This is a genomic window from Nonomuraea guangzhouensis (assembly GCF_019396345.1).
Lineage (GTDB): Bacteria > Actinomycetota > Actinomycetes > Streptosporangiales > Streptosporangiaceae > Nonomuraea > Nonomuraea guangzhouensis.
This window is the reverse complement of sequence record NZ_JAHKRM010000008.1, coordinates 275339-296353: the sequence shown is the minus strand read 5'-3', so window position 1 is coordinate 296353 and position 21015 is coordinate 275339. Positions and strand designations below refer to the sequence as shown.

At 68.0% G+C, this 21015-nt stretch carries 22 protein-coding genes; 8 read left to right on the top strand and 14 right to left on the bottom strand.

Annotation, left to right across the window (positions count from 1 at the left end):
* Positions 1–31: 31 nt before the first annotated feature.
* Both KME78_RS18580 and KME78_RS18575 read right to left on the bottom strand, forming a co-directional pair.
* A complete protein-coding gene (locus KME78_RS18580; RefSeq protein WP_219530324.1) occupies positions 32–211 on the bottom strand; it encodes a hypothetical protein in 180 nt (59 codons plus the stop codon).
* A gap of 107 nt (positions 212–318) precedes the next feature.
* The gene (locus KME78_RS18575; RefSeq protein ID WP_219530322.1) at positions 319–957 is read right to left on the bottom strand and encodes a TetR/AcrR family transcriptional regulator; all 639 of its coding nucleotides are present in this window, start codon (positions 955–957) and stop codon (positions 319–321) included.
* A gap of 59 nt (positions 958–1016) precedes the next feature.
* Between KME78_RS18575 and KME78_RS18570 the strand changes: the two genes are divergently transcribed.
* From KME78_RS18570 to KME78_RS18555, 4 genes are all read left to right on the top strand, one after another.
* Positions 1017–1319 (top strand): antibiotic biosynthesis monooxygenase family protein, encoded by a 303-nt coding sequence (locus KME78_RS18570; protein ID WP_219530321.1) that lies wholly within the window; start codon positions 1017–1019, stop codon positions 1317–1319.
* Positions 1316–3004: a CDGSH iron-sulfur domain-containing protein gene (locus KME78_RS18565; protein ID WP_219530320.1), complete on the top strand. Its 1689-nt coding sequence runs from the start codon at positions 1316–1318 to the stop codon at positions 3002–3004. The genes KME78_RS18570 and KME78_RS18565 overlap by 4 nt, the downstream gene beginning before the upstream one ends.
* 160 nt (positions 3005–3164) lie before the next feature.
* A complete protein-coding gene (locus KME78_RS18560) occupies positions 3165–3644 on the top strand; it encodes a MarR family winged helix-turn-helix transcriptional regulator (RefSeq protein WP_219530319.1) in 480 nt (159 codons plus the stop codon).
* Complete coding sequence (locus KME78_RS18555) at positions 3641–4042, top strand: nuclear transport factor 2-like protein (protein ID WP_219530318.1); 402 nt, start codon at positions 3641–3643, stop codon at positions 4040–4042. The genes KME78_RS18560 and KME78_RS18555 overlap by 4 nt, the downstream gene beginning before the upstream one ends.
* Positions 4043–4138: 96 nt before the next feature.
* On the opposite strand, the gene KME78_RS18550 is transcribed toward KME78_RS18555, so the two are convergent.
* Together KME78_RS18550 and KME78_RS18545 are read right to left on the bottom strand one after the other, a co-directional pair.
* Positions 4139–4468, bottom strand: a complete 330-nt coding sequence (locus KME78_RS18550) for a nuclear transport factor 2 family protein (protein WP_219530317.1) — start codon at positions 4466–4468, stop codon at positions 4139–4141.
* Positions 4465–5565 carry a low temperature requirement protein A gene (locus KME78_RS18545; RefSeq protein ID WP_219530316.1) on the bottom strand — a complete coding sequence of 367 codons (1101 nt, stop codon included), beginning with the start codon at positions 5563–5565 and terminating at the stop codon, positions 4465–4467. The genes KME78_RS18550 and KME78_RS18545 overlap by 4 nt, the downstream gene beginning before the upstream one ends.
* A 342-nt stretch (positions 5566–5907) precedes the next feature.
* On the opposite strand from KME78_RS18545, the gene KME78_RS18540 reads away from it, so the two are divergent.
* Complete coding sequence (locus tag KME78_RS18540) at positions 5908–7317, top strand: M6 family metalloprotease domain-containing protein (protein ID WP_219530315.1); 1410 nt, start codon at positions 5908–5910, stop codon at positions 7315–7317.
* Positions 7318–7571: 254 nt separating this feature from the next.
* On the opposite strand, the gene KME78_RS18535 is transcribed toward KME78_RS18540, so the two are convergent.
* From KME78_RS18535 to KME78_RS64375, 7 genes are all read right to left on the bottom strand, one after another.
* On the bottom strand, positions 7572–8282 hold the full coding sequence (locus KME78_RS18535; protein ID WP_219530314.1) for a hypothetical protein: 711 nt from the start codon (positions 8280–8282) through the stop codon (positions 7572–7574).
* Positions 8283–8354: 72 nt separating this feature from the next.
* Complete coding sequence (locus KME78_RS18530) at positions 8355–8630, bottom strand: 4a-hydroxytetrahydrobiopterin dehydratase (protein WP_219530313.1); 276 nt, start codon at positions 8628–8630, stop codon at positions 8355–8357.
* 9 nt (positions 8631–8639) lie between these two features.
* Positions 8640–9494, bottom strand: a complete 855-nt coding sequence (locus KME78_RS18525; protein WP_219530312.1) for a carbohydrate ABC transporter permease — start codon at positions 9492–9494, stop codon at positions 8640–8642.
* Position 9495: 1 nt separating this feature from the next.
* Positions 9496–10410: a carbohydrate ABC transporter permease gene (locus KME78_RS18520; protein WP_219530311.1), complete on the bottom strand. Its 915-nt coding sequence runs from the start codon at positions 10408–10410 to the stop codon at positions 9496–9498.
* 3 nt (positions 10411–10413) lie between these two features.
* Positions 10414–11859, bottom strand: a complete 1446-nt coding sequence (ngcE, locus tag KME78_RS18515; protein WP_219530310.1) for an N-acetylglucosamine/diacetylchitobiose ABC transporter substrate-binding protein — start codon at positions 11857–11859, stop codon at positions 10414–10416.
* A 278-nt stretch (positions 11860–12137) separates the two neighbouring features.
* Positions 12138–13352, bottom strand: a complete 1215-nt coding sequence (locus tag KME78_RS18510; protein ID WP_219530309.1) for an aminotransferase class III-fold pyridoxal phosphate-dependent enzyme — start codon at positions 13350–13352, stop codon at positions 12138–12140.
* 178 nt (positions 13353–13530) lie between these two features.
* Entirely contained in the window at positions 13531–14760 is a 1230-nt protein-coding gene (locus tag KME78_RS64375) for a carbohydrate kinase family protein (RefSeq protein ID WP_246651304.1), read from the bottom strand.
* Positions 14761–14829: 69 nt separating this feature from the next.
* Here KME78_RS64375 and KME78_RS18500 point away from each other — a divergent pair, with 69 nt between their 5' ends.
* Positions 14830–15414 carry a TetR/AcrR family transcriptional regulator gene (locus tag KME78_RS18500; protein ID WP_219530308.1) on the top strand — a complete coding sequence of 195 codons (585 nt, stop codon included), beginning with the start codon at positions 14830–14832 and terminating at the stop codon, positions 15412–15414.
* Positions 15415–15751: 337 nt separating this feature from the next.
* On the opposite strand, the gene KME78_RS18495 is transcribed toward KME78_RS18500, so the two are convergent.
* The gene (locus KME78_RS18495) at positions 15752–16780 is read right to left on the bottom strand and encodes a saccharopine dehydrogenase NADP-binding domain-containing protein (RefSeq protein ID WP_219530307.1); all 1029 of its coding nucleotides are present in this window, start codon (positions 16778–16780) and stop codon (positions 15752–15754) included.
* Between the two features lie 109 nt (positions 16781–16889).
* Between KME78_RS18495 and KME78_RS18490 the strand changes: the two genes are divergently transcribed.
* Positions 16890–17528, top strand: a complete 639-nt coding sequence (locus tag KME78_RS18490; protein WP_219530306.1) for a class II aldolase/adducin family protein — start codon at positions 16890–16892, stop codon at positions 17526–17528.
* A gap of 33 nt (positions 17529–17561) precedes the next feature.
* On the opposite strand, the gene KME78_RS18485 is transcribed toward KME78_RS18490, so the two are convergent.
* Positions 17562–19130: a DUF885 domain-containing protein gene (locus KME78_RS18485; RefSeq protein ID WP_219530305.1), complete on the bottom strand. Its 1569-nt coding sequence runs from the start codon at positions 19128–19130 to the stop codon at positions 17562–17564.
* Between the two features lie 23 nt (positions 19131–19153).
* Between KME78_RS18485 and KME78_RS18480 the strand changes: the two genes are divergently transcribed.
* Positions 19154–20389, top strand: a complete 1236-nt coding sequence (locus tag KME78_RS18480) for a DUF4032 domain-containing protein (RefSeq protein ID WP_219530304.1) — start codon at positions 19154–19156, stop codon at positions 20387–20389.
* Here the strand turns inward: KME78_RS18480 and KME78_RS18475 are convergent.
* On the bottom strand, positions 20383–20985 hold the full coding sequence (locus KME78_RS18475; RefSeq protein ID WP_219530303.1) for an NAD(P)-dependent oxidoreductase: 603 nt from the start codon (positions 20983–20985) through the stop codon (positions 20383–20385). The two genes, KME78_RS18480 and KME78_RS18475, sit on opposite strands and share 7 nt — an antisense overlap.
* Between the last annotated feature and the right edge of the window lie 30 nt (positions 20986–21015).

Here is a 21015-nt window from a genome sequence, read left to right as displayed (position 1 = left end):
ACCGTTTTCTTCGCCCAGCAGTAGTCGAATTTCACCATTGTTCGATCGTGCCGTGCGGCATGCGCCTGGTCGTCTGCTCGACGCAGTCCTGGTTCTTGTAGGCGTTGACGTACTGGTAGGCGTGCCCTTGGTACCTGACCTTGGCCATCGCGTAGCGGTGGTCGGTGCTGCGGATCTTGTTGTGGCACCAATTCTGCGTCGGCGAGTACATTCCCGTGCCGGTCGGTCAGATAAGCACTGGGACTCGTCCGGGCTGCCGCCGAAGCGGCAGTGGCGCCCACGGTGGCGAGCGCGATTCCGGCGATGGCGATGGCGAACCTAGATGAGTTTCTGCGCCTTGCGGGCTTCCGGGGCCACTCCGCCGTCGGCATCGGCTGGATGTTGCCCGCCGACGGCTCGCCACACCAGTGCGGCCGTGCGTTGCGGCCAGTGCTCCGGTGGTTGGTCGTGGGCGAGAGCGCGGGCGTACCAGTTGCCTGTGCACAGGGTGACGGCGACCTCCAGATCGGCGTCGGCGTCGATGAGGCCCCTCCGCCTGGCCGTGTCAAGGATGGCGTGGAGCCGGCGGCGCCTGGGGGCGATCACCCGGGCGCGGTAGCGTGCGAGCACGTCAGGGGTGGTGGTGTCCTGCAACATGGTGCCGACCAGCGACATTCTCCCTGGCCGGGAGACCGCGTTCTGGAAATCGGCCAGCTCGGCGACCAGATCCGCGAACGGATCTCCGGTGGGCGCGTCCTGCCCGGGTTCTTCCAGTGTGGCCACCGCGGCTGCTGCCAGCTCGGCTTTGCCCGGCCACCTGCGATACAGCGCGGGACGGCTGGTGCCGGCCTCCTCGGCGACGGCGGCCAACGACATCCGCTCATACCCGTACGCCGACAGATGCCGCCGAGCGACTGCCAGGATCCGGGCGTCGATGGAGGCATCCCGCGCCCGCCCGATCTTCCGGGTCATGGTCATCCCAATCCATTACATTGCTGTAATGTAATTAAAGTTACAGCTAGCCGAAGAGGTCTGTCGTGGTCATCGAATACATCAGGTATACCGTCCCTCCCGCCCGCGCCGAGGATTTCGAGCAGGCATACCAGGCTGCAGCGGGCGTCTTGGACGAGGACCCCCACTGCCTGGGCTACGAGATCGCCCGAGGCGTCGAGGAGCCCGAGCACTACACCGTACGGATCGAATGGGACTCGGTGGAAGGGCACGAGCAGGGCTTCCGCCGCAGCGCCCGTTTTGGGGAGTTCTTCGCCGCGGTGAAGCCCTTTTTCCCGCTCATCCAGGAGATGAAGCACTACACCACCCGGTTCGGAGCACGCGGATGAGCATCTCGATGTCCATCGCCGGGCTGCTGGCCCGGGCCCGGCTGCTCAACCGCGACCTGGCACCCGGCGAGCCGCTGGCCGAAACGGTGATCCGGCCGCTGGCCGCCCTGCCCGAAGCCGCCGCGGAGCCCGAGCCGTACGCCACCGAGAACGGCTCGCCGACCGACCGGTTATGGGAGCTGGCCAGGGATGCGACGCGGTTACGCGCCCAGCCCGGCGCCACGGAGGGCCTGATCGAGGCGACCGCCGCGTTGCAGCACCTGGCCTGCCTGTTCGCCGAGGATGCCGATGCCTTGGCGGCCCGGATCGCCGAGCTGGCCGACATCCAGGCTGATCTGGAGACGCGGATCGACGGCGCCCTCGACGGGCCGTATCTGGTCACCAACGCCACGAAGATCACCAACTGGCTTGGGGAGCCGATCCAGACGTTCCCGCAGATGGCGCTCTGCCGATGCGGCCAATCCGCGACGAAACCGCTGTGCGACGGAAGCCACGCCCGCCACGGGTTCAGCGGCGCCAAAGATCCCGACCGGGTGCCCGATCGCCAGGACACCCATGAAGGCGTGCAGGTCACCGTGCTGGACAACCGCGGCATATGCGCGCACTCGGGGTTGTGCACCGACCGGCTGTCCACCGTGTTCCGGCAAGGCGAGGAACCGTTCGTGGCGCCCAGCGGCGGCCGGTCCGACGAGATCATCCGCGCCGTACGAGCCTGCCCATCCGGTGCTCTTCACTATGCGATCGACGGTCTAAAGGGCCCCGACCCCGTACGCGAACCCAAGATCGAGGTGTCCAAGGACGGCCCGTACCGGATCAGCGGCGGCATCCCGCTCGACGGCGACGACTCCCGGGAGCACTACAGCCTCTGCCGGTGCGGCCACTCACGCAACAAACCGTTCTGCAGCGGCATGCACTACTACGTCGGTTTCGTCGACCCACCGCTGTCCGACGAACCCACGCTCTTCGAGTGGGCGGGCGGGCTTCCCGCGCTGACGCGGATGACGCACATCTTCTACGACAAGTACGTCCCGCAGGACGACCTGCTCGCGCCGCTGTTCGCCCGGATGTCGCCCGACCATCCCGAACGCGTCGCCGCCTGGCTTGCCGAGACCTTCGGCGGCCCCAAGCTCTACACCGAGCAGTACGGCGGTTATGACCACATGATCGCCGAACATGCCGGCAAGTCACTGACCGAACAGTGGCGGGCCCGCTGGGCGCAGCTCATCGGACGAGCTGCCGACGACGCCGGGCTGCCCACCGATCCCGAGTTCCGCGCCGCGTTCGCCGGCTACATCGAATGGGGTTCCCGAATCGCGGTGGAGAACTCCCAACCGGGCGCGACACCGCCACCGCACATGCCAGTGCCCCAATGGTGGTGGGTGTGCGAGGCGAGACCGGGCTCCCGCGTCTCCGCCCTGTCCCCGGCCGCCGACCAGACACAGATACGGCTCCCGGCACCGGACGAGCCGGTTCGCTTCACCGACCACATCAGACCGCTGTTCCGCGAGATGGACCGCAAGTCGATGAGCTTCGCCTTTGACCTATGGTCGCACTCAGATGTCACCGAGCACGCCGACGCCATCCTGGACAGGCTCCGCGGGGGCAAGATGCCGTGCGACGGCGCCTGGCCCGCCGAGCACATCGACCTCTTCGCACGCTGGATCGCCGAAGGAACCCCGTCATGAAGGGCCGCCGCTCGGGTCGGTGAGTGGATTCCCATGAGTAGTGGATCGACAAGTCGTGAAGTACGTACTAATGTACCAACTCATGATGAAGGACGTACATAAATCCGACTTTGACAGTGATCCTGATGGAAACCTCTTCGATCCCGAGACCAGGGCCGCCATGCGGCAGTTCACCGGCGGAGGTGACACGGCCGCGTTGGAAGCCGCGGCCGCCATCCGCACCGCCTTCCACGCCATCGAACGGATGCGTGCCCATGGCAGCCAGGGCAGGGGGTTGAGCTCCGGGGCGATGGACCTGCTGATGCGGCTCGGCGCCGCCGATGGCGACGGGGTGAGCATCGGGGATCTGGCCCAGTCCGCCGGTGTCAGCTCGCGGAACGTGACCGGGCTGGTCGACACGCTGGAGCGGGAGGGGCTGGTGCGGCGGGTCCCGGACCAGCGGGACCGGCGTTCCGTGCTGGCCCAGATCACCGCTGAGGGGCGGGGATGGATCCAGGCGTTCAGCGAGCCGTCGCAGCGGGCGATGGCGGCGATGTTCCGGGATTTCACCACCGACGAGCTGACCCGGTTCCGGCACCTCTGCCTCCGGGTGGCCGACAATCAGCACCGGCTCGCACAGTACCTGGAAGGTGCCTCTTGAGCAGCGAGAGTCAGGCGCGCGACGGCCTGCACGACGAGAGCCGGACGCGGGACGTCGTTCGGGGTTACCACGAGGCGCGGTTCCGGGGCGACGTGCCCACCGCCGCCGCCCTCATCGGTGACGAGTTCAGCTTCCGGAGCCCGCTCATGACCTCTGACGACGCCGCGGGCCACCTGGCCGGGATCGTCGGCTTCGTCCAGGTGGTCACCGGGGTCGACCTGATCAGCGAGCTGTACGGCGAGTCGGAGGCCACGCTCGTCTATGACGTCCACACCGCGACGCCGGTGGGCACCCAGCGTACGGCCGAGCATTTCAAGCTCGTCGACGGCCGGATCGCCTCGATCCTGCTGATCTTCGACGCCACGCCATGGCAGCCGATGAGGCAACTGATGGGTTGAGGTGACGGGCTGAACTGACCGACTGTGCGGGGCCTGGCTGCCCGCTGCCGACTGTGCGCGGTTGGCGGCGGGCGGCCATGAGCGGCCAGCGGGGGGTTACGCGGACGGCACGCCGGCGGCGGTCTGGCGCCAGATCTTGCCATCCCTGATCACCAGCGTGCCGAACGTGGTGACCTTGTTGCCGGCGATGGTCATGAGGGCGCTGTAGAAGATGACGTCCTCCACCACCTGGAGCGACGTGACCTCGACCACCTCGGGCTTGGCGGCCAGATAACCGGTGAACAGCTCGCGGACCTCAGCGGCCCCCCTGGCCACGCGGTCGAAGCGGACGACCATGGCGTCGTCGTGATACTGCGCCAGCAGGGCCTCCAGGTCTCGGTCCGCGATCGCGGCCAGCTGGCGGTCGAACAGGTCCATGAGGGTCATGCCTCTCCTCCGGGCAAGGGCCGGCGAAGGTCGAAGGCGACCTGCGCCGCGCCGTACAAGAGAATCAAGGGGAGCGCCAGCGCGGCCGGGAGCGCGGACGTGACAAGCGTGAGCGCGCCGGCCGCGAGGCGGACGCCGGCGGCGAGCCGGTCGCCGGAGCACAGGTGCTGGAGGCCGAGGGTGGCGAAGACCACCGCGGCGGGTACGCCGACGGCCCAGCCCGTGCCCGGATGGGCGATCGCGTGCTCGATCCCGATGCCGAACGCGACCAACCCCAGCGACAGCGGCAGATGAGAGTAGACCCAGACCTGTCCCGCTATCTGGGTACGCAGCACCACGGACTCGTCGATGTGGCCGAAGTACAGCCACCAGAAGGCCATGGCGATCGCGATGCCCGCGAGGGCGATCAGCAGCGTGGCCGGTGTGACCGCGTGCCCCTTCAACCCGACCACCACGGCGGCGACGACCTCGCCCAGCACGATCACCACGAACAGCCCGAACCGCTCGGGCAGGTGCTCACTCTGCGGCGGCAGCGTGCCCTGGTGCCGCCGCGCCAGCAGCGGCGTGACGAGATCGATCACCATGGCGACGCCCCACAGCACATAGCGCTGTGGCGGTTCGACGGCCAGCGACGCCACCCAGATGACCGCCGACACCGTGAACCCGGCCACATAACGGCTGGTCAACGGCCGTCCTTCGGGCACGTGCCGCCCCGCCCGCAGGTAGGCCACGATCAGCAGGACCCGCACGGCCACATAGGAGAGCGCGAACAACGCGGATCGCTCCCCGATCTCGCCCACGCTCGCGGCCATCGTCCCGATGGCCAGGATCTGCGGCAGTACGAGCAGGCGATGGCTTACGTCATCGGTGTCGAACCGATTCGCGTAGAACACATATCCCGCCCAGGCCCACCAGACGGGAACGAACAACCCGACGAACGCCAGAACCTGCCCGACCTCGGTCCCTTCGGCCAGCACATCGGCCAACTCGGCCACGGCCACGACGAACACCAGGTCATACAGCAGCTCCAGCCAGGTGGCCCGCCGCTGCACCCCCTCGAACAGCCGTAACCGAGGCGGCTGCCAGCTCCTACTCACCCGCACCTCCCACATGTAATCGTGTAATTATGCCGTTCTGGAGGTCAGGTGTGTACGGGTTGATGAGCCCAGTTGGCAAGGATCACCGACCGCGCTCGGGCTGGACGAGCCAAACCACTTCCTGCGGATGACTCCGAGATCGGCCCACGAACGGCGACGCTATCGTCCCACGAACCGCACCGCGGAACCGGGCCGCAGAACCGGCTCGCGAACAGCCGCGGCATCGGCGTCACGTTTGCCTGAAGAGTGGTACAAGGTGAGCGGGGCGCACGGCATCGGTTGAGTAGGGGGTACTCACGACACAACACCCATTCAGTCCTACCTTCACGAAAAGGACGGACGATGGGGGACACCATGCACTTCGTTCCATTAGCGCCAGACGCTCTGGCCAAGTTGGAGACCCGTTTCTACGAGCTGAAGGCGACCGGGCTCCTGCCCGAGCACCTGACGTTCGAGGACTACTACGCGATGTGGCGCTCCGAGCGGCGCGGGCCGCGCTCGGTGGGCCTGGATGACGACAACGTCACCCCGATCGCCCCTGATGTGAGCCTGATCAACCGGCCGCCGAAGAAGCTCAAAGGTGTCATCAAGACCCTGGTGCTGCTGGTCGATTTCGAGGACCGACCGCACGATCCGGCTCACGACGCGGACCACTTCAGGCGGCTGCTGTTCGGCACTCAGCCGGGCAGCATGCGTGACTTCTACCGAAAGGTCAGCGGTTTCACCGGCGACCACGGCATCGATGTCCAGGGCGAAGTGTTCGGCTGGTTCCGGCTGCCGCAAACGCTGGCCTTCTACGCCAACAACAAGTCGGGGCTGGACGAGCTCAACTTCCCGCGCAATGCCCAGGGCATGGCGCACGACGCCGTGCTGGCCGCGCAGGAGGCGGGCGTCGAGTTCGACCCCTCCTTCGATGTGCTCGACGAACACCGGGTCACCGCGCTGTTCGTCGTGCACGCCGGTCCGGGCGCCGAGACCTTCGCGGACGCCGCCGGGCTGCAGTTCATCTGGAGTCTGAAGTGGACCGTCGGCGAGCAGCCGATCACGGTCGGGCCCGGTCTGCAGGTGAGCACCTTCCTGACCGTGCCCGAGGACTGCAAGGTCGGCGTCTGCGCCCACGAGTGGGGGCATCTGGCGGCACGCTGGGCCGACTACTACGACACCGATCGGGCGCAGACCGGCGCCAAGTCGCACGGGCTGGGCAACTTCTGCCTGATGGCGGCGGGATCATGGGGCAATGGCGGCGCCACGCCCGTCTTCCCGACCAGCATGCTGCGGATGTTCCATGACTGGGTCACTCCGCGCCTGGTCACCACGACCACTCGCGGCATCACGCTCCGGCCGGCGGCCGAAGGCGGCGACTTCGTCCTCGTCCACAACGATCGGACGATGAAGGACACGCAGTACATCGTCGTCGAATACCGCCGCCAGCAAGAGCAGGACAAGTTCCTTCCTGACCAGGGCCTCGCGGTCTACGTCGTGGACGAGGCCATACCCAACGTCGACGACGAGCGCCGCCTGGCGATCGAGTTGATGCAGGCCGACGGCCTGCGTCAGCTCGCCAGGATCGGCAGCCTGGGGAACAGGGGCGACGCTGACGACCTGTACCCATCCCTGGGCAACGCGAGCCTCGGCAGGGACACCTCACCCGCGCTGAATCTGCCCGGGGGCGGATGGACCGGCGTGACCATCGACATCTCCGGCACACCAGGCGATGCGGAGATGACGATCGACGTCATCATCAACCCGTAGGGAAACGGCGGCGTCGGTATCCGGGCACGTTCTCAGGCTGGGAGGCGAGGACCCGGAGCCGGCGCCGCACCGGACCGGAGCTGGTCGGCCCACGAATTGACCACGGGATCGGCCAAGAGTGCGCGCGTCACGGCGCCCAGCCACGTGAACCGGAGGAGCGTGCCCCTGGAGGGAGCCCGGCCACGTGTGGCGGGTGGGGCCGGCCCATGCGGGCCGTAAAAGAGACTGCTCTTCAAACAGACGATAGAGATACGTCAGCTCAGCGTGAGGCAGGCGATGCGCGGCGCGGGCGGGGCGGACGGGGCGGTGGCGCTGGCGTGGAGGACCAGGGAGCGGGGCAGGGCGCCCGCCAGCGGCCAGTCGTGGTGGGCGGTGGCGCGCCCGGCGCCGGAGTTGTCCGTCTTCAGGTCCAGCCACACCTCGCTTGACGCATCGGCCCGACCGGCTACGTGCTGGAAGTGCGCGCCCGCGTCAGCCGGACGGGCCCCGCAGGGTGCGACGTGGAGGTGGGCGCCGTAACGATGGTCGGGCAGCAGTCCTTCGACCACCAGCGAGGTGACCGTCTTGCCGCCGGTGGACTCGGCGGTCAGGCTCGCCTGCGCACCCTTGGGGACCAGCTTGCGGTTGTAGACGATGGCCGCCGTAGTGCGCCGCTTGAACTCCCCCGCGCCCGTGAGCGAGGTGGGCGCCGAAACGACACTGGGGCTGGCGCTGTGGGCGGCGTCCTTGTCCGCCGCTGGATCGGACGGGCTCTGCGCGCAGCCCGCGACCGCGAGGACCAGCACCAACGCCGACGCGCGCGCCCTCAGCCGACCGGGCCCCCGGACGGATCCGCGTGCCGCGCCGCCCTGGTCGGCCGACTTCTCTTCGACGACGAAGCCGGGGTATCCGGGGCGCGGTGACCGGCCGGGCAGGCGGACGGATGCGGGCATCCTCGGTGCGGTGGCGGGTGTGGGCAGGCGCATGGGAACCCCCGGAAGCGGTGACGAGCCTGGGCCAGGCTCACGGGGCCACCACTCTAGCGAGTAACCAACTCACTACGCACCGTGTTTGGCGGCGATCCCGTCGATCAGACCGGCCAGGGTGAAGTCGTTCTCCGTCAGAGCCCCTTTGTCGTGGGTGGTCAGCGAGAGGTGGAGTCTGCGCCACCGGATGTCGATGTCGGGATGGTGGTTCATCTCTTCGGCCTGGACCGCGATCTCGTCGACGATCCGGATGGCCGTGGGGAAGTCGGGCGCGGTGATCGTGCGCCGGATCTCGTCGCCTTCTCTACGCCATTCGGGCAGGTCGTTGAGCTTGCTGTCGACGTCCATACGCTCACGTTACTTCAGCGCCCCCGCGCCGAGCCCGGATTGGATCTGGCGTTGGAAGATGATGTAAACGATCATCACGGGGAGGATCGCCATGCTGAGGGCGGCGAACAGGCTCGGCCAGTCCGCCTCGTAGCCGGCGATGGTGGAGATGTCGGCGATGCCCTGGGTGATGACCCACTTGTCCTTGTCGTCGGTGAGGAGGACGAGGGGCAGCAGATACTGGTTCCACTGGCCGAGCACGTTGAAGATGGTGATGCTGATCAGACCGGGCTTGGCCATCGGGAGCATGATCTGGAAGAACGTGCGCGTGTGGGAGGCACCGTCGATCGACGCCGCCTCGGCCACGGTGTCCGGCAATGTACGGAAAAATGCGGCCAAGAAGAAGACCGTGAACGGCAGCGAGTACGCGATGTAGACCAGGATCAGCCCGAGGTGGGAGTTCAGCAGGCCGAGCTGGAGGACGACGAAGAACAGCGGCCCCAGCGCCAGGAAGATCGGAAACGCCATCCCGGCCACGAAGAAGTAATAGATCACCTTGTTGCCGAAGAACTGGTAGCGCGCCAGGACGTACGCCGCCATCGAGCCGAACAGCATCGTCCCCAAAGTGCTGAAAAATACGACGATAACGGTGTTGAACATGTACTGCCCCACGTGGGCCTTGTCCCAGGCCCGCCCCCAGGCGTCGAGCCGCAACTGGCCGGGCAGTTGAAGCGCGTCCCCGAAGATCTCCGTGTTGTTCTTGAAGGACGCGAGGAACGTCCAGAGCAGCGGCAGGATGATCAGCAACGCCCAGATGAAGAGCGCCACATGTGAAAGGCCGCCGAGCACGCTGGGGCGCGGTCTGGCCGGACGAGGCGTGGCCATGTCAGAGTTCGATCCTCTCGCGCCGCGTGGTGCGCAGGGTAAGCACCGCGAACGTCACGGTGAGAAAGAACAGCACGACCCCCATAGCCGAGGCGTAGCCGACCTTGGAATAGGTGAACGCGGTCTTCCAGATTTCCACCGGCAACACGGTCGTGGCCCCGTCGGGCTCTCCTTTGTCCCCGGCGAGCACGAGGATCAGCGCGAACCCGTCGAACGCCGCGATCCCCAAATACACCCAGCCCACCTGGATGGTGTCGCGCAGCAGGGGCAGCGTTATCGAGAAGAACAGCCGGGCCCGCCCCGCTCCGTCGAGCGCCGCCGCCTCGAAGTAGTCCTTCGGGATGGCGGCCATTCCGGCCGAGAAGAGCACCACGTAAAATCCGACGGCCTGCCAGATCATCACCGCGAGTATCGCCCAGAGGGCCAGGTTCGGTTCGATGAGCCAGCCGACGGGATCGAGACCCAGCTTGATCAGGACTCCGTTGATCACCCCGCTCTCGTCGGGCCGGTAAACCGCCTTGAACAGCACACCGACCACGGCGACGGCGAGCACCTGGGGGAAGAAGAACACCACCCGATAGAACGTCGACCCCCAGATACCCTTCATTCCCGCGCCCCGTGAGCCCCCGCCCAGGTTCAGCAGGAACGCGAAGAACAACGCGAGGACGACGGTCACGAGCGGCAGCACGAGCAGCAGGATTCCGTGATTACGCAGGGCCCGCCAGAAGACCTCGTCCCCGAACAGCCGGGTGAAGTTGTCGAACCCGACGTAGTGCAGCCTCGACTTGTAGCCGTTCCAGTCCGTCAGAGAGATCTGGAACGCCTGGATGTAGGGACTGATCACGAACACCGAGTAGAGCGCGACCGGAACGGCGAGAAACCCGGCGACGAACCCGTACTTGCGCAACCGCTGCATGGTTTACTGGCCCCGCGTCTGCTTGGAGACGGACGAGTCCTTCTTGATGGCGTCCGCCTTCTTCTGCATGTTCTGGCAGAACTTCTCGGGCGTGATGCGCCCGGCCATGACCACGTTGATCTGCTGGGTGCCGTAGTCGAACAGTTCCTTGTACCAGCCCTCGAAACGGGCGTCGGTGATGATGTTCTGGCCGGCGGTGTCCTGCGCCTTGGCCGCGCTCTTGAGGCCCGGAGTGAGGTCCAGCCCTTCGGCCGCGCCGTTGACCACGGTGAGGTTCAGCGTCTTCTCGGTGAAGCCTTTGGCGCCTTCCTTCGACAGCATGATGCGGAGATATTCCAGGCCGCCCTGCGAGTTCTTGCCTTTGGCGGAGACGAAGAAGTTCTCGCCGACGCCCACCTGGATGGCTCCGTACGGCATCTTGTCGGCGGCGGTGACGTCGGGAATCGGGGCGATGGCGTACTCGAAGTCCTTGGGTTTGTCCTTGGCCATCTCGTTCTCGATCCACGAGCCGACCGGGTAGAAGAGCAGCTTGTTCTGGAGCTGCTTGACCTGGGTCTGGGTGTGATCAAGGCCGAAGTACGCTTTGTCGCCATACAGCGTCTGGATCTCCACCCAGGCGGTGACCGACTGCTTCATCGCCTCGGCGTTCCAGGCGTTGTCGACCAGGTTGTCGATGTCGATGATGACCTGGTTGCCGCCGATCTTGGCAGCCGTGTAGAGGGCGTTCCAGAGCTGGTAGTACGGACCCTTCTGTCCGGGATAGGCGAACAGCAGGATGCCCTCCTGCTTCGCCGTCTCGCCGAGCGCCTTGAACTCCGCCCACGTCTTCGGGAGCGTCCATCCCTTGTCGGCGAAGAGCTTGGCGTTGTACCAGAGCGCGCGATGGGAGACGGTGTAGTTCAGGACGAGGTCCTTGCCGTCGATCTTCGCGTTGTCCAGCACGGCCGGCGTCACGGTGTCGCGGACCTTCTTGGCCGGATCGTCGAGCGAAGGCGCGTCGAACAGCGCGGTCAGGTCGGCAAGCTGGCCCTCGGTGGCCATGGCGGCCAGGTCGAGTGCCGCGGGGCCCGAGTTGTTGACCACGTCGGGCACGTCGCCGCTGACGAAGCGCGAGCGGAGCTGGGTGCCGATCTCCTGGGTCGCGTTGTGCTTGACCGTCACTCCGGGGAACCGCTTCTTGTACATCTCCTCGTGCAGGTCTTTGGCGTATGCGTCGCCGTACCCGCCGCTGAAGATCGTGACCTCCAGCGGCTTCTTGGCGTCGACGCCGAACGGGTTCTTGGGGTCGGCGGAGACCGCGATCGTGCCGGTCGGCGTCGCAGTGGGCTCGTCGCCGGCGCCGCCGGTGGCGCAGGCGCTCAGCAGGCCCGCGCCGGGACCGGCGACGAACGCGGTCAAGCCGATTCGGCGCAGCAGCTGACGACGAGTGATCTCTCCCGGGTGGGTCATGGGGGCTCCTGAAGAGGACGGATTAGGAAAGTTTCCTAACCGTTTGCCCGAAGGTACGAACGGCTACCCGCGCACGTCAAGGGGTGTGTGCAATCGAGATGTAAACTTTTGCCACGATCGTCCTACATGAAGGACAGTAGAGGGCCGCCGCCCAAACGGCCACCCGTAGCCGTACCTGTACTCGTACCTTTACTCGTATTCAGCTACTTGCGCTCGCCTCGCTCAGCCCCCCATGCTCGCTCAGCTACTCGTGCTCGTTTCGCTCAGCTACTCGTACCTCAGCCGAAGTGCGCTCGGGTCTCGGCGAAGGCCAGGTCGGTTCCCTCCAGGGCCCGGGCCACGTCCTCCTCCGTGTGCGCCGCCGACATGAACCAGTTGTGCCACGGGTGGATGTACACGCCGTGCCGCAGGCAGGCGTCGCTCCAGTACAGGGCGGTCGACAGGTCGGCGTCGCCGTCGAAGCTCAGCCACGGGATGGTCACGGGCCCCGTCTGGTTCACCACGAACCCGTGCGCCTTGGCCTGGCCATACAACCCCTCACGCAGCTGCGTCCCGGCGCGCTCCATGGCCGCGATGCCCTCGGTGTCGCGCAGCGTCTCGATCGTCGCCTTCGCCGCCGCCATCGCCACGGCCGAGAACCAGAACGATCCCGTCGAATACAGCGACTGAGCCGGCCCGCGCAACGCGTCCGTGCCGGTCACGGCGGCGATCGGGTAGCCGTTCGCCATGGCCTTGGACCACGCCGTCAGGTCCGGCCGTACGCCATAGGGCTCCCACGAGCCCCGCAGGTCGATCCTGAACCCCGCCCGCACGTCGTCGATCACCAGCGCGGCCCCGATCCGGTCGGCCAGCGCCCGCGCGGCCCGCGCGAAAGCAGGCTCTACCAGTTCCTGATCCTCGAAGGAGTCGTGTTTGAACGGCGTCACGATGATCGCCGCGACATCCCCCTCGACCGTGGCCGCCGCGGCCTCCAGCGACTCGATCGAGTTGTAGTCGAACTCCACCAGATCGGCCCGCTCGTTCGGCGTCGTCCCGGCGAGCGACGGAGTGCACCAGGGGTCGGCTCCGTGGTAGGCGCCGTGGGCCATCAGCACCTTCGTCCGGCCGGTGGCCGCCCGGGCGACCATGAGCGCCTGGGTGGTGGCGTCGGTGCCGTTCTTGGAGAACATCGCCCAGTCGGCGCTGGGCACGGTGTCGACCAGCAGCTCGGCCAGCTCGACCATGACCGCGCCCGGCCCGTTGAGACAGTCGCCGAGAGCGAGCTGCCGCGCGGCCGCCTCCTCCACGCGCGGATGCCGGTGCCCGAGCACGACCGGGCCCCAGCTGCACATGAAGTCGATGTACTCGCGGCCGTCCACATCCCACTGCCGGCAGCCTTCGCCTCGCTCGAAGAACTGCGGGTATCCGGGGGCGAAGATCGCCGCGTTGAGGTGCCCGTACATCCCGCCGGGCACGACCTTCAACGCCCGCTGACGAAGTTCAGCGTCTGTCATCTGAAATCCTTCTTTCCAAGTTCAACACACCGGAGCTTGAGCACAGCGGGGTTGGGTGCGCCCGGGGTTGGGGCGCGCCCGGTACGACCGGAACCCATACGACCGGAGTTCGGCGCGACCAGAGTTCGGCACAGCCGGAGTCCGGTACGACTGCGGTCCGGAGGGACCGGCATCGTGGTCACGTCAGGAGGGCGAGGGTGGATGCGAGGTCGGTGAGGCCGGCGTCCGAGCCGAGCCCGGTGGCGACTCGGGCGGCGGCGGCCGTGCCCCAGCGGGCGGCGCCCAGCACGTCCTGCCCGTGCAGCAGACCGGTGATGAACCCGGCACAGTACGCGTCCCCGCACCCGGTCGTGTCGCTGACCTCGACCTTGAGCGCGGGCACCTGCTCGACCCCCGCCTCGGTCACCACCAGGCTCCCCGCGCCTCCCATGGTCACGAGCACCCCGCGCGGCCCTTCCGCCAGCAACGCCATCGCCGCCGCCGACACCTCCGCGATCGATCCACCCGCGAAGGCAGCCGACGACCCCTCCGAGACCGACCCGCCCACAGAAGCCGTCCCGTCTGAGACCGACTCGCCCACAGAAGCCGTCCCTTCCGAGACCGACTCGCCCACAGACCCCGCCCCGTCCGAGACCGACCCGCCCGCTGACGGAGTTGTCGACCCAACCGTGGAGGTAACCGTCGTGTCCGTCCCGGGCGATCCGGTCGCCGGCCCTCCGGTGGCGTCTCCGGTTGGCGAATCGCCGCCGGAAGTGGCGGCGTCCCCCGCCGGAACGCCGGGGGTGAGGCCGGCCGCCATGAGAAGGGCCTGGGAGTCGTTCGGGAGTACATAGTCCACATGCGGGAGGAACGCCCGTGCCATCCCCAGCAGGTCCGGCATCTCGGACAGCAGGTCCATTGTCACGATCACCCCGTCCGCCCGGAGCGAGTCCAGCAGCGAGAAGAACGCCGGATCCCCCAGCCCGAACGTCACGTCCATCCCACCCAGGTGAACGGCCCGAACCTCACGCAGCAGCGCCACGTCCAGGTCCGACGACGTGACCCCGAGGTTCGCGCCGGGGACGTGGAAGCTGGGGCGGCCGCCGTCGGGGCGGATCGGGAGGATCGAGGCCGCCGTCTGTTCTCCGGCCTTGCGGGTGAGCCGGGAGACGTCCACGCCGCGCTTGGTCATCACCGCCACCAGGAAGTCGCCGAGTTCGTCGTCTCCGATCGCGCCCATGGAGACGACCTCGTTGCCTAGTTTGACCAGGTCGACCGCCGTCCCGGCCGCGGATCCCGCGGCGGTCAGCCGGATCTGGTCCACCAGGGCGGTGTCCTGCCCTTCCGGGATGTGCGAGACGGGCCTGGCGAGGATGTCGACGATGTGCACGCCGACAGTGGCGACGGTGGGGACGATGGGCTCGGTCATGGGTCTAAATAGACAGACGTCCGAATAAAAAGTCAATATGCTCAGAACAACACCGAAGGGGGCCGCCGGATGCCGAAGATCGTTGACCATGACGAACGCAGGCGCGAGGTGCTCTCAGCCGCCCGCCGGGTGATCGTCAGGGACGGCATCGACGCCGCCACGACCCGCGCCATCGCCAAGGAGGCGGGCTACTCCAACGGCGTGCTGGCGCACTACTTCGCCGACAAGGACGAGATCCTGCTGTCGGCGCTGCGTCAGTCGCACCAGCGGATCCGGGAGCGGCTGACGCGCAAGATCGAGGGCGTCACCGGCCTCGCCGCACTGCGCGAACTGCTGCTGGACAACCTCCCCCTCGACGCCGAACGTACTCAGGAGACGCGTCTGGAGGTCAGCTTCTGGAGCCGCAGCCTGGCCTCGGAGCACCTCGCCGAGGTCCAGCGGGCCGAGGCCGCCGAGCTCCGCACCGCCGTGCGGCGGCTGCTCGGTGAGGCGCGGGCGGCGGGAGAGCTCGCCACCGACGAGAACCTCGACGACGTCGCCGAACGCCTGCTGGCGCTGGTCGACGGGCTCAGCCTGCACCTGCTGCTCTATCCCGGCCGCCTGGCCCGCGTGGACCTGGAGCGCCTGATGCTCTCCACCCTCGACCGGCTCTGATCTCTTTTAGAAGAGTTTTCATCCTGTACGACCAAATGGCGGGCGCCTGTGCAGGGAGACGCCCGCCGACGGGGCGCAACTCTTTGAAAGACCTTCCATCCTGTACGGCAAGCCACCCCACCCGCCAACCACCGCAAATGGCGGGCCTCTGTCCAGGGAGACGCCCGCTGACCGGGCGCAACGTCCCGCCGCAACGGCGCTTGGTCACCCGATTCGGGCGGCATCCTTGGCCAGAGGCGCCCCGGCCACCCGATTCAGCCCTCGGGCAGGGCAGCCCCGTCACCGATTCGCTTCTCGTCCTCGATCAGAGCCACCCTGATTCCGTCCTCGTCCTCGGTCAGAGACTCAACGTGAATGCCCCCAATTCCTCCATTCGCCGGAGGAACGGTTCGGCGGGGAATGCCTCTGCCGCGCTGAGGACGCCGGTCTTCTGTGGTCCTTCGCCCCTTGTCAGGCGGATCGCCGCCTCCACCGAGGCCAGGGCGCCGACCCACCAGATGTCGCTCCCCCGCACGTGACCGTTGCGCCCGCCGCCGCCCGGTGCGGTGATCTGGACCGCGATCATGAAGTTGGTCCTGGCCCGGTCGGCGGGTGTGGCGTCCTGGCTGGTGAAGATCTGCTCCTCCTCGAACGTACTGGCCGTGAGCTGCGACTCCACCACCCTGGCGGGGACGTGCCGGGGGATCGTGACCACCTCGCCCGAGGGGAAGGGGGCGATCATCGTGCGCGGTCCGAGCGGCGGCGGGAACGGGAAGACCGTGTTGCGGATCTCCACGGGGCCGACCCGCTGGGCGCCGTCGGCGTACGTGACGCGGTCGATCTCGCCGATCAGCAGTTCGGCGGTCTTCACCGCCGCGGGAGTCATCCGCCAGCCCGTCACCGAGTAGCCGACCGTCACCCGGTCGACGCCGGGCAGCCCGTCGGCCACGGCGGCGGCGAGCAGGTCGGCGAGGGCGCCGTAGAAGCTCATCTGCGGGATCATCACGATCCCCGCCTGCTGGGCCGGGGCCTGCACGGTGTCGAACAGGTACTTCACCGGATGCGGCTCAATGGCGTGGTCGATGTAGTGGCAGCCTGCCGCGACGGCCGCGGTGGCGATCGGCTCGCAGGTGTGGGTGAACGGCCCGGCGCAGTGGATCAGCACGGCGGCGCTCTCGGCCAGCTCGCGCAGGGCCGGCGGGTCGTCGAGGGCGGCCGGATGGGTCCGTACCCGATCCGGTGCGTTCAGCTCGTCCGCGAGCGAGCGCAGGGCCTCCGCGTCACGTCCGGCCAGCACGATCTCCTGGCCTCGCGAGAGGAGTTCGGTGGCGACCAGGCGGCCGGTGTGTCCGTTGGCTCCGTAGACGGCGATGAGCGGTGGCTTCATGACCAGCTCTCTTCCATACCGAGGGTATGCAACATTTCGAACATAGGTTCAGAGCCCGCTGTCGTCAATGGCATTGCCGCAAATCGGACGACCGACTACATTGCCCGCCATGAGCCTCCGCGAGCAGCTGTGCGAATACGGGCAGAGAGCCGTCGAGCAGGGCCTGGTCATCGGTACGTCAGGCAACCTGAGCGTCCGTCAGGGCGAACTGGTCGCGGTCACCCCCTCGGGAGTCGCGCTCGACCGGCTGACGCCGGAGATGTGCCCGATCGTGGACATCGAGGGCTACCTGGTCGAAGGCGACCTGCAGCCGTCCTCCGAGACCCCGATGCACCTGGCCGTCTACGAGACCACCGCCGCGCAGGCCATCGTCCATACGCACTCGGTGTTCGGGACGGTGGTGGCCACCACGATGACCGAGCTGCCGCCGGTCCACTACAACGCGCTGCTCCTGGGTGGGGTGGTGCGCGTGGCCGAGTACGCGACGTACGGGACGCCGGAGCTGGCGGCCAACGTACGGGCGGCGCTGGAGGGCAGGCAGGCGGCGCTCATGGCCAACCACGGCGGCGTCACCATCGGCGCCACGCTGGAGCAGGCCTTCGAGGCCACCCGGCTGCTGGAATGGCTGTGTGAGGTGTATGTGCGGGGGCTGAGCGTCGGCAAGCCCACGATCCTGACCGACGAGCAGCTCGCGGCCGTGGTCGACCGCGCGCTCAACCCCCCGGCCTTCCCCCGCCGCACGCCCTGACGAGGCCCCCGGTCACGAGCCGGCCGTGACGAGCTACAGGTGCGCCGCCTGTTCCGCCAGTCCCAGTGGCAGCCCGCCCGAGCCCGCGATCTTGTCGTGAAACGACTTCAGCGACCCCTCGTACGACTCTCTGATCCGGTCGATCTCGATCGCCCCCGTCAGGTACGACGGCGCCTGCGTGGGCCAGGCGCAGTACCGGCTGACCTCCCCCTGCGCCGTCCCGGGAGACAGCGACGCCTTCGTCGCCATGAACGTCTCCGCCTCCTCGATCGACATGTCCTCACAGTGCAGCGCCGTGTCCACCACGATGCGGGCCGCGCGAAAGATGCGGCAGTCCAGGTGCGCCAGCTCGGTGGCGAGCGTGTCGAAGTAGCCCTGCTCGTGCAGCAGCTTCTCGACGTAGAGGGCCCAGCCCTCGGTGAAGTACGGGGTGCGGAACACGTTGCGCACGGTCCGGGTGTTGCTCGCCATGTGCGACAGGTGCCAGTGGTGGCCGGGGTAGGCCTCGTGGACGGCGATCGACGGCATCTGGGCCCGCGAGTTCGTCCGCAGGCGCTGCCGTACCTGCTCCTCGGTGAAGTCGTCGGGCGTGTACGGCACGAAGAACACGCCGGTGCGCGAGCTGCTCAGCGGCGGCGGCGCCAGGTAGTGGGCGACGGCGAGGACCGGCCTGGTGTATTCGGCCGAGGGCAGCACCAGGCACTCCTCCCCCTCGGGGAAGGTCACCAGGTCGCGTTCCTTGACGAACTCGCGGGCCCGGCAGGTCTCGGCCTCGTACTCGGCCCGCATGTCGGCCAGCGTGGCGGGATGGTCGTCCATCAGGGACTCCATCGCGGCCCGCCAGTCCTCGGTGCCGTTGAGCCTCAGGGTGACCTCGCGCATCCGCGCGTCCAGCGACGCCCAGGCCGCCTCGCCCTTGCGGTGCAGCTCGGCGGCGTCGTACCCGAGCAGCTCGCGCTCGCGCAGCAGCGTGGAGTAGAGCCGCTCGCCCATCCGCCAGGTGCCGCCGCACTCGAACCCCTCGAGGAAGGCGACGAACGCGTCGAACGCGGCGGCGGCCGGCTCGGCGGCGTCGGCGAGCTTCGCGCGTAGTTCGGGGTCCGTCACCATCGACGGGATGGTCCTGGTGAGGAAGTTGCGTCCGGTGCGCGCCTGTCCGAGCCCGCGCTGGACGAGCAGCGGCGCGGCGAGATCGGCGTCGAGGTTGGTACGGCAGGCGGCCAGCACGTCCGGCACCTCGGCCAGCCGCGAGACGGCGGCGGACACCAGCTCGGGTTCGGGCTTGAGCCGCCGCTGGAACGGCGTGAACATGGAGGTGAAGATCGCCGACAGGTAGACGGCCGGGTCGCGCCGCCAGTCCGGCCAGGAGGCCAGGGCGATCGAGCCCCGTAACTGCGACAGGACGAGGTCCCTGTCGATGGCGTCGTCCGGCGTCGCGGTCTCCAGCCTGGAGAGCCGGTCCAGCCAGAGGATCTCTTCGCGTTCGCGGGCGGCGAAGGCGGCGGCGGTGAAGTCACCGAGCGTGTGATCGTAGCCGTCGGCTCCCAGGTAGCTGGCGACGACGGGACGACCGGAAAAGTACCACTTGAGAAACTCGTCCACGTTCGCACATTATCCTGAGCTTTATGCCCCTTCAGATCACCGGCGCGCTCGGTGACCCCGACCTGATCCGTCTGCCATGGGATATCCCTCTCACCGACTGGCCGTCGCATCATCTGGTCGACCTCCCGCGCGGTATCTCACGGCACGTGGTGCGGTTCGTCAGGCTGTCCGGCAAGGTGTACGCGATCAAAGAGATCAGCGAGCGGTACGCCAAACGGGAGTATCAGCTGCTGTGGGACCTGGCCAGGCTCGACGCGCCGTCGGTCGAGCCGATCGCCTACGTCACCGGCCGCGACGAGGGGCTCGACGCGGCGCTGATCACCCGGCACCTGCAGTTCTCGCTCCCCTACCGCGCGGTCATGTCGGGGACGCTGCGGCCCGACACGCTCACCCGGCTGCTGGACGCACTGGCCGTGCTGCTGGTGCGGCTGCACCTGACCGGTTTCTACTGGGGTGACTGCTCGCTGTCCAACACGCTGTTCCGCAGGGACGCGGGCGCGTTCGCCGCCTACCTCGTGGACGCGGAGACCGGCGAGATGCACCCGATGATCAGCGAGGGCCAGCGGCTCGCCGACATCGACGCCGCGCACACGAACATCTTCGGCGAGATGCTCGACCTGGAGGCCGGCGAGCTGCTGCACCCGTCGATCGACCCGATGGACACCGCCGAGGACATCGTGACCCGCTACCACCGGCTGTGGAACGAGATCACTCAGGACGAGATCATCGAGGAGGTCGACTGGCACCGGGTGGAGCAGCGGATCAGGCGGCTCAACCTGCTGGGCTTCGACGTGGCCGAGATGATGGTCCGGCGCAAGGTCGGCACCGGGCGGCTCATCGTGCGGCCCAAGGTGGTCGACTCCGGGCACCACCAGCGGCGGCTGCTCCGGCTCACCGGCCTCGACGTCGAGGAGAACCAGGCCAGGCGGCTGCTGAACGACCTCGACGGGTTCCGGGTCGCCAAGGGCCTGCGGCACGAGGACGAGGCCATCGTGGCGCACCGGTGGCTGGCCGAGGTGTTCCAGCCGACGGTCGAGGGCATTCCGGCCCGGCTGCGCGGAAAGCTGGAGCCCGCGCAGCTGTTCCACGAGGTGCTGGACCACCGGTGGTACCTGTCGGAGGCGGCCGGGGCCGATGTCGGCATCGCGGCCGCGGTGAAGTCGTACGTGGACAAGGTGCTCGTCCACAAACCAGACGAGAAGGCGCTGCTGCCCGAGGAGCCGGGCGGACTCGCCGAGGAGCCCGCCGGGCTTCAGTAGGCGACCGTGATCCGCCGGCGCGGGTGCTCGCCCTTCTCCACCTCGTCGGCGATCGCGACCGCGTAGTCCTCGGCGGAGATGCGGCTGTTGCCCTCGTCGTCCGCGAGGAGCTGGTCGCCACCGACCCGGTAGTGGCCGGTACGCTCACCGGGCTCGATCTCGACGGCCGGCGAGATGTACGTCCAGTCGAGGTCGTCGACCTCGCGGTAGAGGCCCAGGGCGGCCCGCTGCGCCAGCGACTCCTTCTTGTACAGCTCCGGGAACCCGGGCGCGTCGACCAGGTCGAGGCCGGGCGCCACCTGAAGGCTGCCGGCGCCGCCGACGACGATGAGCCGCCGCACGCCGGCGGCGCGGACGCCGTCGATGAGGGCGCGCTGGGCGTCGAGGAACGGCCCCTCGGGCTCGCTCCCGTCGCGGGGCGGAGCGATCGCGGAGATCACCAGGTCGTGGCCGCGGGCGAGGGTGGCGGCGTCGTGCACGTCTCCCTTGACCGGCCCTGACCTGCTGACACCGGTCACCTCGTGGCCATGGTTCGTGAGTTCGGTGGCGATGCGCTGACCGATCATGCCGGTCGCGCCAAAGAGAAGGATCTTCATGTCTCCAAGAGTATCCGTTGGATACTGGTT

Bases quoted from the DNA above. Each gene is read 5' to 3' on its own strand.
- KME78_RS18480 (WP_219530304.1), top strand. From the start codon at position 19,154: ATGCCCCTTCAGATCACCGGCGCGCTCGGTGACCCCGACCTGATCCGT.
- KME78_RS18575 (WP_219530322.1), bottom strand. From the start codon at position 957: ATGACCATGACCCGGAAGATCGGGCGGGCGCGGGATGCCTCCATCGAC.
- KME78_RS18525 (WP_219530312.1), bottom strand. From the start codon at position 9,494: ATGGCCACGCCTCGTCCGGCCAGACCGCGCCCCAGCGTGCTCGGCGGC.
- KME78_RS18540 (WP_219530315.1), top strand. From the start codon at position 5,908: ATGGGGGACACCATGCACTTCGTTCCATTAGCGCCAGACGCTCTGGCC.
- KME78_RS18495 (WP_219530307.1), bottom strand. From the start codon at position 16,780: ATGAAGCCACCGCTCATCGCCGTCTACGGAGCCAACGGACACACCGGC.
- KME78_RS64375 (WP_246651304.1), bottom strand. From the start codon at position 14,760: ATGACCGAGCCCATCGTCCCCACCGTCGCCACTGTCGGCGTGCACATC.
- KME78_RS18580 (WP_219530324.1), bottom strand. From the start codon at position 211: ATGTACTCGCCGACGCAGAATTGGTGCCACAACAAGATCCGCAGCACC.
- KME78_RS18535 (WP_219530314.1), bottom strand. From the start codon at position 8,282: ATGCGCCTGCCCACACCCGCCACCGCACCGAGGATGCCCGCATCCGTC.
- KME78_RS18530 (WP_219530313.1), bottom strand. From the start codon at position 8,630: ATGGACGTCGACAGCAAGCTCAACGACCTGCCCGAATGGCGTAGAGAA.
- KME78_RS18565 (WP_219530320.1), top strand. From the start codon at position 1,316: ATGAGCATCTCGATGTCCATCGCCGGGCTGCTGGCCCGGGCCCGGCTG.
- KME78_RS18500 (WP_219530308.1), top strand. From the start codon at position 14,830: ATGCCGAAGATCGTTGACCATGACGAACGCAGGCGCGAGGTGCTCTCA.
- KME78_RS18560 (WP_219530319.1), top strand. From the start codon at position 3,165: ATGCGGCAGTTCACCGGCGGAGGTGACACGGCCGCGTTGGAAGCCGCG.
- ngcE (WP_219530310.1), bottom strand. From the start codon at position 11,859: ATGACCCACCCGGGAGAGATCACTCGTCGTCAGCTGCTGCGCCGAATC.
- KME78_RS18475 (WP_219530303.1), bottom strand. From the start codon at position 20,985: ATGAAGATCCTTCTCTTTGGCGCGACCGGCATGATCGGTCAGCGCATC.
- KME78_RS18510 (WP_219530309.1), bottom strand. From the start codon at position 13,352: ATGACAGACGCTGAACTTCGTCAGCGGGCGTTGAAGGTCGTGCCCGGC.
- KME78_RS18520 (WP_219530311.1), bottom strand. From the start codon at position 10,410: ATGCAGCGGTTGCGCAAGTACGGGTTCGTCGCCGGGTTTCTCGCCGTT.
- KME78_RS18550 (WP_219530317.1), bottom strand. From the start codon at position 4,468: ATGACCCTCATGGACCTGTTCGACCGCCAGCTGGCCGCGATCGCGGAC.
- KME78_RS18490 (WP_219530306.1), top strand. From the start codon at position 16,890: ATGAGCCTCCGCGAGCAGCTGTGCGAATACGGGCAGAGAGCCGTCGAG.